The organism is Leptospira weilii (assembly GCF_006874765.1).
Classification (GTDB): domain Bacteria; phylum Spirochaetota; class Leptospiria; order Leptospirales; family Leptospiraceae; genus Leptospira; species Leptospira weilii.
Window position 1 is genome coordinate 112501 of record NZ_CP040840.1, and the last position, 10000, is coordinate 122500.

The following is a 10000-nucleotide window of genomic DNA, read 5'->3' on the forward strand; positions in this document are numbered from 1 at the left end:
CAATTCCGCCACTTCGGCGAGGTGGAATGCAGTGCGAAACCGCTCTTACAATCTCGATAGGTTTGGGTTTTCCGTCATCCATTATTTTGGAATTCATTGACACGGAGATTGATCCGATTCTATGATCCAGTTAGAATGAAAGCGGAAAGAAAAACCTCCGAAACCGAGATTAAATTGGAAATGAATCTCCGCGGAACTGGTCAGTATCGATTCGATACGGAGATTCCTTTTTTTGAACACATGCTTTCTCATATCTCCAAACACGGATTAATCGATCTGAATCTCTGGTTGAGAGGGGATATCGAAATCGATTGCCATCATTCCGTAGAAGATACAGCGATCTTAATGGGAACTACGATTCATAAACAATTGGGCGACAAAGCCGGAATCTTTCGATACGGACATTTTACTCTTACTATGGATGAAGTTCTTACAACCGTAGCCGTGGATCTGGGCGGTAGGTATTTTTTTAAATATACCGGTCCTGAACTAACGGGTAAATTCGGAATTTATGATGCGGAACTTTCTTTGGAATTTTTACAAAAACTTGCATTGAATGCAAAGATGAATTTGCACGTATTCGTTCATTACGGAGATAACAGACATCATATTCACGAATCTATTTTTAAAGCTCTAGGTAAAGCCCTTAGAATGGCGATCGCGCAAGACTCCGCGACCGCAGGTGCGATTCCTTCCACAAAAGGAGTTTTGGAATGATCGCTATTCTAGATTACGGAATGGGAAATATTCATTCCTGTATCAAAGCCGTATCTCTTTATACGAAAGATTTCGTTTATACGAAAAATAGGGAAACGATCGAAAATTCAAAAGCTCTAATATTACCCGGTGACGGGCATTTTGATAAAGCTATGGAAAATTTGAGTTCGACCGGTCTTCGAGAAACGATTGATAAACACGTAAATTCCGGAAAACCTCTTTTTGGGATTTGCATAGGTTTTCAAATTCTTTTCGAGTCTTCGGAAGAAATCGCTCAAGATACTAAAAAAGAGCGGATCGAAGGTTTGGGATATATCAAAGGAAAGGTCAAAAAATTTCAGGGAAAAGATTTTAAAGTTCCTCATATCGGTTGGAATCGGCTTCAAATTCGTAGGAAAGATAAAAGTATTCTTTTGAAGGGAATCAGTGATCAGTCTTTTTTTTATTTCATCCATTCCTACAGACCGACGAGTGCAGAAGGAAATGCGATTACCGGACTTTGCGATTACTACCAAGAGAAATTTCCGGCGGTCGTGGAGAAAGATAATATTTTTGGAACTCAGTTCCATCCCGAAAAATCTCATACTCATGGACTTAAACTTTTGGAGAATTTCATTCGTTTCGTATGATTATCATTCCGGCCATCGATTTATTCGATAACTGCGCAGTTCGTTTATTCAAGGGAAATTACAAGGAAAAGAAAATTTATTCTTCCGAACCTTGGAAACTTGCGGAAGGTTTTGCTCAAAACGGGGCGACCTTACTTCATCTTGTGGACCTGAACGGCGCTAGAAATCAGCTCGGTATCAACGAAAATTCCATCTTGAAAATCCGTAAGATGACTTCGCTCAAAGTGCAATTAGGCGGCGGAATCAGAGACAAAGAGAAATTGGCTTATTACGATAAGATCGGAATTGATCGTTTTATTCTCGGAACAGCCGCCGTAACAGATCCGGATCTTTTAAAACTCGCACTTGATAACTATGGGAAAGAAAGAGTCGTCGTCGCGGTGGATGCAATAGACGGGATCGTAAAAATTGCAGGGTGGGAAAAAGACTCGGGAGTTCGTTATCGAGATCTGATGGATCGCCTCGCAAAGGCGGGAATCGAACATATTATTTTTACGGATATTGCTCAAGATGGAACTCTTGCTGGACCGAACTTGAAGGCCTATCAGGAAATCTTAAATTCCTATCCGTTTCAAGTCATCGCCTCCGGCGGGATTTCCTCTCTTAAAGATCTTATGGATCTTTCTTCTCTTAAAACTAAAATTCCACTCTACGGTGTGATTACGGGAAAAGCTTTGTACGAAGGAAAACTGGATCTTGCAGAAGCGATTTCTTCCATTTAAGGAAACTGAAGAGTAAATTAGATTTTTCTTTTCACCTGGAAAGGAACTATACATAAAGGTAATTGATCTTACGGGATCGGGGATTATTCATGAGCCAATTATCTAAAAATAAAATATCGATTATTCTTTCCGTATTGGGACTGATTTTTTCTTTTTTGCTTATCCAAAAATACTATGGTGATCCTAGTTCGGTCGGAGAAACTCTTTGCAATGCACTCAGCGAATCCGGTTCTTGTGATAAAGTTTCCGAAAGCGCTTACTCTGCGATTCGAAATGTTCCCGGCCTTGGAGATCTTCCGATTGCGTTATTTGGTTTCGTTTTTTACGGTTTTGTGGGTTTTCTTTTCGTGTTGTCCGAAATTAAAAAAGAAACCTCGGAAAAGAATCTAAGATTTGCGTTTTATGTTTTGGTTCTTGGATTTGTAGTCGACTTAGGACTGTTTTTTCTTTCCGTAGGAGTAATAAAAGCGTTATGCGGTCTTTGTGTTGCTACCTATGTCGTAACGATCGCACTTCTTGTGGTAAACTTTCCCGTTTTTAAATCCCTTGTCGATAAATCGATCCGGGCGGTTCTGAATTCGTTCGGCGGAAGTTTTGCAAACTTTCTTATTGTGATCCTTTCCTTTTTTGTTCTCGGTCTTTACGGAGGAAGAATTTCCTCGGGTGGAACCAGACTGGTTTCCGGTAGTGCGAATGGTGAAAAATCCGTTTCGGAGCAGTTGAAAGAATTTGAAACGGCTCGGACGGTTGAAATTGATTTGAAAGATGTCCCTATTCTTGGTGATCTGAACGCGCCGATTACGATCGTGAAATATGCGGACTTTAATTGCGGTCATTGTATGCACACGAGCAAGATTCTGAAATCTTTTCTAAACGAATACGAAGGAATCATCAAAGTGGCTTATAAGAATTTTCCATTGGACGGAAATTGTAATCGTCTCGTCGGAAGAAAATCCCCGGAGGCGAGTTCCTGCATTGCGGCTAGCGCGGCGCTTTGCGCAAATCAGCAGAATAAATTTTATTCGGTTTATACAGGTCTTTATGATGACAACGAAGCGGGAGTAATGCACACTGCAGCGACTGTAACTCGTCTCGCTGAAAAAAGCGGTTTGAAAATGGATCAATTCCGTGCTTGTATGAGTTCTACCAAAATCAGAGATCATATCAATCGTGAAGTAGACGAGGCTGAAAAACTGAAAATTAATTCTACTCCGACTTTGTTCATCAATAACAAACCTTTTCCAAAAAGTGGAACTCCGGATGCCGACTTTTTACGTCGATTGATCCATCAACTCATCAATCAGAGTTGATCTTTATCGCCAAATGGAGAACGAGAAGAGGCGATTTTGTAGGAATTGCGGTACGCATATCTTAATAGAGTCGATTCAGTGCGTATTCTGCGGATCGTTTCAGTCTCGGAATTCGATTTCTTTTTTTCGCTTTGCGGTTGAAAGTAAATTTTTCAGAACCAAAGTTCTTTATCCTACTTTGCCGGTTTTGGGATTTATTCTTTTCGTAGTTCAGATTTTTCTTAAGTTCGAAACGATTCCGTTATATGTTTCAATTTTATTTTTTTTGTGGGCTCTGGTATTTTCGATTTCAGGTTGGATCGGGGAGCTGATCCTGGACCTAAAGTTTCGAGGAGATGTAAAGGATTTTAAGGAAGGGTTTATCGAATGGCAAAAACATCTCTATGATCGTTCTCCCGCACTTTCCTATCTAGGGATGATCTTATTCGTTGCGACGCCGTTGATACAGTGGCAAAATTCTCTTTGGTTTTCTTTGTCTTCCGCCGGAATTTGGACGTTATTGATATCTTTTATTTTTTTAGTTATTATTCCGTTAGTTTAAAAAATTATAAGAACTCAGAACGCACGCCTATCTCGTGACCCTTCGGAAGCGAGATTTGAGTTTAGAAAGCGTTCTATTGGGCGCTCGAGGGTTTTTAGCCGCGCTGTAAATTACCTTGAAGCATTTCGAAAGTGTTCGGTCTTGAGCTATTGATTGACGAGATTCGACATATTGAATGGGATTTTAATTTTTCATAAAAAAACTAGGTTGTATGTGAGAACTATTGTATTTTTAGGAATGATTAAAGCGATTGTAGTTTTAGGATAAAACTCAAAATTAAGAATGAGTTTCTTATCTCAATTTTTAAAGCCGTATCATGATCATTCGGTTAGGATTTATGAATTGGTTGTGTTACGGTATTGAGCAATATTTTTACTAAACTCAATTTTCGTTCAAATTCTCTCTAAATTAACGTGAGTTCGGTATAACAAAATGTGAAAGCGATTCTATGTTGTGACCTGGCTGCCGATCCATAGAGAGGCAGCCGCTGAGTTATGCCGATCCATAGATTAGTATGATTCTTGGACGTAAGACAGTTCGAAGTGTGATACTCTTGATTCGACGGAGTCAAGAAGGCCGGTGGAGTAACTCAGCATCTCACTTCCTAAGGATCGTTCGATGGATTGATCGCTCTCTGAACTCAGTGTCTCACTCTCCAAGGATCGTTCGACAGGGCTTAAGACCCCGATCCATAGATGAATCTAAATCGGCCACCGCAAACCAAAGTGTGGCGACTTAACAAAGTCGACCGCGAAGGGCAACTCAACATCTCACTCTCTAAGGATCGTTCGATGGGAGTGCTGGTGTTATCACCCGACTTTGTTAAGTCCTTCCGCCTCTGTCATTTTAGGAGAAAAGAAATGAAAAGTCAAGATGGCAAGTATGTAGGAATTGATTGTGGAAAGAAAAGTTTAGAGGTTGTTCGAATCAATACGGAAAACTTGCTCGAACGTCTGACCTAGCCCCCGAATTTAGAACCAATTAGAATGTTTGAAATCCTCTGAAAAGCATATAATTTTGGAGGAAAATATGAAGAAACGTTTCAGTGAAGATCAAATTCACAAGATATTGAAGGAATCGGAATCAGGGGCATCGACCTCTGATGTTTGTCGTAAGTATGGAATCAGCGGAAATACTTTTTACCGTTGGCGTTCGAAATACGGAGGTTTAGAACTGAGCGATCTGAAGCGAATGAAGACTTTAGAGGAAGAGAACAGTAAGCTAAAGAAACTATATGCAGAATTAGCTTTAGAAAATGAAGCGATCAAGATGTTACTCGAAAAAAAGTGGTGAGCCGCGAGCAGAAACGAGAGGCAGTTATGTTGATCAAAACGAAACTTGGAGAACGAAAATCCTGTCGTCTCTTGCAAATTTCCAGAACCGTCTTTCGGTATCGTTGCGGACTTCAAGACAAAAACAAGGAATTAAAGGATCGAATTCGTTCTTTAGCGTATAAACATAGAAGAGCGGGATATAGGCAGATCCATTCTTTCATTCGTCAAGGAGAGCATGTAAATCATAAACGAATCTATCGCCTGTATTCCGAATTGGGCTTAAAATACCGAATCAAGCGAAAACGAAAGAGGCTGTCATTGCCTACTGTTCCAAAGATTGTTCCTAAGAAATCGGAGGAAAGATGGTCAATGGATTTCATGTCGGATTCGCTCTATTCGGGAAGAAGATTCAGAATTTTGAATATTATCGATGACTTCGGTCGATTCGCAGTCGTAACGAAGGCGGAATTCTCAATTACTTCAGAAAGATTAGTAAGGATTTTGAATGAAGTATCCGAAGTCCGTAGTCTACCAAAACAAATTGTTGTGGATAATGGTCCCGAATTCACATCAAAAACATTTTTACGATGGGCTTTCGAAAAAAGAGTCGATATTCATTTTATCACACCGGGCAAGCCTACTGAAAATGCCTTCATCGAGAGCTTTAACGGAAAAATGCGAAACGAATGTTTAAATGAAAATTGGTTTAAAGATATCGAAGAAGCCCGGCGCCTCATCGAAGAGTGGAGAATCTTCTACAATTCAGAAAGGCCACATAGCTCACTCGGGGGATTAACTCCGGAGGAATATTTAAGACGCTCTGCTTAAGAGGATTTTCACACATTACGCTGGTACTAAAAATGGGGGCATGTCACGTCGACAATTCGGTACAACGGAAAACGGTATCAACAGTTTATTAAAATGGTTAACCTTGAATGATATTGTAGGTTTAGGTTTCTTAGCTTCGCTAAGAGCCAACAGCAGCGCTCCGCTGCTTTTTGGCAATCTCGCTCTCAACGGATCGCTCGATTGGATCTCAATCTTTTAGAATTGCAAAATCAATACTCAACAAAGGGATTCAAGTAATTGTCCTAAATCCCGGCGACTTAGCAACGATCTATCAATCTTTAAAAAAGACCGATAAAGAAGACAGTTTAAAAATAGCCAGACTCATTCAACGATATCCAAAAGAAGAGTTCCAATTCCAACCGACGAAGAGGAAGACAATCGAAGACTTTGCACGGAACATGAGAACTGGACCAAACAACTAACGCAAGGAAAGAATCGACTTCACAGTTTATTCACTCAAGCAGGTTTGACTCATATTACTAAAAAGCATTTAAGAACAAAAACATCCAGAGAAGCTTCTGTAACTTTACTTCCCGATCGATACAAAAAGGAAGCGGAACGAATCTTAAAGGTTTTAGATTTAGTCGAACTAAATCTAAAACTCATAGAAGAAGAAATTAAAGAGGCTCTGAAAAAGAATCAGAGTTACGTTCAAACGATCATGTCCATGCCTGGGATCGGTATAATTACTTCTTTGGCGATCATGAGCTACATGGGAGATTGTAAAAGATTTTCATCCGCAAAACAAGCAGCCTACTATTCAGGCTTGGTTCCGAGAGTTGACATTTCGGGAGATACGGTTCGATACGAAAGAATTGTATCTCGTGGTTGTCATGCAATTCGAAGGGTGATTGTTCAGGCGGCCTGGAGTTTGGTCCGTTGTCAGCATGGCGGTAAGATAAAAGAATTCTACGAAAGATTATATGTTAAAAAAGGGGCTAAAAAGTCGATCATAGCGACTTCACGCAAAATGATCGAAGTTCTTTATACAATGATTCGAACGGGAAATCTTTTTGATTCTATGCCCGAAGAAGCATTGAATCGAAAGTTAGCTCAATATGGTCTTATGTAAAAAAAATAACGGGAGGGCTTGACACAAGAAACATAGGAGAGAGGCATAACCAACCCCACAAATTGAAAAGGTTTTTAGAATCAGAAAGATCAAAAACTGATATTTTTCAAGTGTTCCGACAAGAATGAGACTTTTTACTTGCAAAAAGTATAATTTTCTGATAGAGAAAAATCTCCCGAGCCTTTCCGCCCCCACCACCCAAAAATAAGGGTGGGAACTAAGTTTCACAGAGAATTTGTCGTAATTCCGACAGATTTATCTTCGGGTCCAAGTATTTGTGGGGTTGGTTATATTAGAGAGCAACACTTTAGTTTCTGATTCGCCCAAACTTTCTTACGACCCTGCTCACGTTAAGATGAGAAATTTACTCGGATAGAATTCTTACAAATCGGAGTTCGAAAATTGAATCCTTTTTGCTAATTTCTTAAGTGCCAAAAGTGTAAAAATTTATGATTTCAATTTGTTTTATAAAAATAAAATAAATTTTCATTTTCCCGGACTTTTCTTATTCTGTTTTACTATGTCGAAATTTTCTCTTTTCAAAAGGATCCTTTTCGGAACTTTAGTCTTAGTTTTAACCCTGTTCTTACATACAATTTTTTTCAAACCGCTGACGCTCGGTTTGTTTTATGAAAAGATTTTCTGGGAATCTGTTTTGAATGACCCGGAATATTTGACGTCTCTTGGAATTTTAAACAATTTCGGAATCGGCGGTTATCAAAAGGAACTTACCGATATATCGGTTGAAAGACAAAAGCAAGATATGGAAAAGGCGAAGAAGAATTTAGAAATACTTCTATCGTATGGAAAAGAAGATTTATCGGGGCAGGAATTAATTTCTTTCGAAATTCTAGAATGGTCTTTTGGTTTAAAAATTTCCGGTGAAAAGTTTTTGTTTCACGATTATCCTGCAAATCAGTTATTCGGGGTTCAAAGTCAGCTTCCGACTTTTTTAGCAACTCAGCATCCGATCAAGTCTTCTCAAGATGTGGAAAATTATATCGCAAGACTCGAGGTCGTTCCTAAAAAAATTGATCAACTCATTGAGGGAATTTTATACAGGGATAGGAAAGGAATCCTTCCCCCCGATTTCATTTTGGATCGATTGATCTCGGAAGTAGAAGGTTTTATCAAAGTTCCAGCAAAGGAGAATATTCTCTATACTGCATTCGGGGAAAAAATCGAGAAAATAAATTCTATTTCCTCAGATTTAAAGGATCAATCTTTGGCGCGTGTTCAGCAATCAATCGAATCGGGGGTTTATCCATCCTATTCAAAATTGCTAAATCTATTTTTAGAACAAAGAAAACGTGCGGATTCAAAGGCGGGCGTTTGGAAACTTCCGGACGGGGACGCTTATTATTCTCATGAATTGAAAAAACATACCACAACCGAATTGAATCCGGAACAAATCCATAATATCGGCTTATCTGAAGTTTCTCGGATTCAAAACGAAATGAAAACGATTTTGAAAAACCTCGGAAAAAATCAATCCATCCCGAATGCAATGTCCGAACTCAGAAAGGATTCTCGGTTTTTATTTCCTGATAATGAGAAAGGTAAGTTGCAGGCTTTAGAAGAATATAAGAAAATTTTAAAGGATTCGGAAGAGAAAGCGAAATTTTTATTTTTCAAAATGCCGGAAAGTAAAGTGGAAGTGGATAGAATTCCTGTCTTTAAGGAAAAAACGGCGCCGGGAGCGTATTACGACGAACCTGCGCTAGATGGTTCAAGGCCCGGAATTTTTTATGCAAATCTTAGGGATACGAAAGAGATTCCAAAGTTCGGAATGAAAACTTTGACTTATCATGAAACCGTTCCGGGGCACCACCTTCAGATCGCAATCATGCAGGAACTCAAAGGGCTCCCGCGTTTTAGAAATACGACTACGTTTACAGCTTATGTGGAAGGCTGGGCTTTGTATGCGGAACGTCTCGCAAAGGATTACGATTTTTTTCAGGACCCTTATTCGGATTTAGGGAGACTTCAAGCGGAATTGTTCAGAGCCGTTCGACTTGTAGTCGATACCGGATTACACTATAAACGATGGACTAGAGAACAAGCGATCTCTTATATGACGCAGAATACTGGAATGGCTCCGAAAGATGTCACTGCAGAGATAGAAAGATACATCGTGTATCCGGGCCAGGCTTGTTCGTATAAAATCGGGATGTTAAAAATTCTCGAACTCAGAGAAAAAGTAAAAATTCATAAAAAGAAAACCTTCGATATTCGAGAATTTCACTCGGCCGTTTTGGACAGTGGGTCTTTGCCTTTGATCATTTTGGAAAGACTTGTAGAGGAAAAATTGTTAAACGAAAAAACGATTTTATAGCGTATAAATTGAAAACTTTCACGAAAAAGTTTTCAATTTTATGGTTTGGAATAATCCAGAATTTGAAAAATAAGCAATCATTTCATTGAACGGCTTACTATGTGTAAATTTCAAAGTTTTGCGGCTATAACGAAAATGAATTTAGCCTTGGGAAGCTCGGGAAATTTTTGGACAAATCAAATTTCTTGACATCAAATTCTAATGAAATATCGGAGTATGATTTAACATTTTGTCTTTTCCTGCGATGTAAGATTGTTCGATTGCCGCGTGTAAGTATTCTTTCGCAAATCGAACGGCTTCGACCAATTTTTCGCCCCTCGCCAAATAAGAAGTAATCGCTGAAGAATATGTACATCCGGTTCCGTGAGGATAAAATTCGTTTATGAAGGGTTTTTCAAATTTGGAGATATTTTTTCCGTCGAACAGAATATCGAGCGCGACTTCCTCGTTTTGTAAATGGCCACCCTTTAAAAGAACAGGAACTTTAAATTTTTCGAATATTATTTTTGCAGAATACGGCATTTCCGAACTTCTGCTGATTTTTTTTCCAG

Annotated in this window: 8 protein-coding genes, 1 tRNA gene and 1 pseudogene (2 of these 10 running past the window's edge); 8 read left to right on the forward strand and 2 right to left on the reverse strand. The window is 39.2% G+C overall.

The genetic code is table 11. The features are described from left to right. Window positions 1–18 (reverse strand) — tRNA-Leu (locus FHG67_RS00525); it reaches 66 nt to the left of the window's first position. Between the two features lie 78 nt (window positions 19–96). Here FHG67_RS00525 and hisB point away from each other — a divergent pair. From hisB to FHG67_RS00575, 8 genes and pseudogenes are all read left to right on the forward strand, one after another. Further along, entirely contained in the window at window positions 97–717 is a 621-nt protein-coding gene (gene hisB / locus FHG67_RS00530; RefSeq protein ID WP_004495092.1) for an imidazoleglycerol-phosphate dehydratase HisB, read from the forward strand. Continuing rightward, window positions 714–1346: an imidazole glycerol phosphate synthase subunit HisH gene (gene hisH / locus FHG67_RS00535; protein ID WP_004499766.1), complete on the forward strand. Its 633-nt coding sequence runs from the start codon at window positions 714–716 to the stop codon at window positions 1344–1346. Before hisB ends, hisH begins: the two co-directional genes overlap by 4 nt. Then, entirely contained in the window at window positions 1343–2068 is a 726-nt protein-coding gene (gene hisA, locus FHG67_RS00540) for a 1-(5-phosphoribosyl)-5-[(5-phosphoribosylamino)methylideneamino]imidazole-4-carboxamide isomerase (protein WP_002630867.1), read from the forward strand. Before hisH ends, hisA begins: the two co-directional genes overlap by 4 nt. Window positions 2069–2157: 89 nt before the next feature. Then, a complete protein-coding gene (locus tag FHG67_RS00545; protein ID WP_004495087.1) occupies window positions 2158–3378 on the forward strand; it encodes a vitamin K epoxide reductase/DsbA family protein in 1221 nt (406 codons plus the stop codon). 13 nt (window positions 3379–3391) lie between these two features. After that, window positions 3392–3919, forward strand: coding sequence for a hypothetical protein (locus FHG67_RS00550; RefSeq protein WP_004499759.1), 528 nt, complete (start codon window positions 3392–3394; stop codon window positions 3917–3919). 1029 nt (window positions 3920–4948) lie between these two features. After that, window positions 4949–6021, forward strand: a protein-coding gene (locus FHG67_RS00565) for an IS3 family transposase (protein ID WP_250185454.1) whose coding sequence is annotated in 2 segments (ribosomal slippage) — window positions 4949–5186 and window positions 5186–6021 — 1074 coding nt in all. Because the reading frame shifts where the segments join, the coding sequence is not laid out codon by codon here. 40 nt (window positions 6022–6061) lie between these two features. Then, window positions 6062–7114 (forward strand): annotated as a pseudogene (locus FHG67_RS00570) (IS110 family RNA-guided transposase); the annotation flags it as partial. A gap of 520 nt (window positions 7115–7634) precedes the next feature. Next, the gene (locus tag FHG67_RS00575; RefSeq protein ID WP_036075035.1) at window positions 7635–9449 is read left to right on the forward strand and encodes a DUF885 domain-containing protein; all 1815 of its coding nucleotides are present in this window, start codon (window positions 7635–7637) and stop codon (window positions 9447–9449) included. Window positions 9450–9647: 198 nt separating this feature from the next. On the opposite strand, the gene thiD is transcribed toward FHG67_RS00575, so the two are convergent. Next, on the reverse strand, window positions 9648–10000 hold the 3' portion of the coding sequence (gene thiD, locus FHG67_RS00580; RefSeq protein ID WP_002630868.1) for a bifunctional hydroxymethylpyrimidine kinase/phosphomethylpyrimidine kinase. The gene runs 460 nt beyond the window's last position; 353 of the gene's 813 nt are visible here — the last part of the coding sequence; its start codon lies beyond the right edge, outside the window; its stop codon occupies window positions 9648–9650.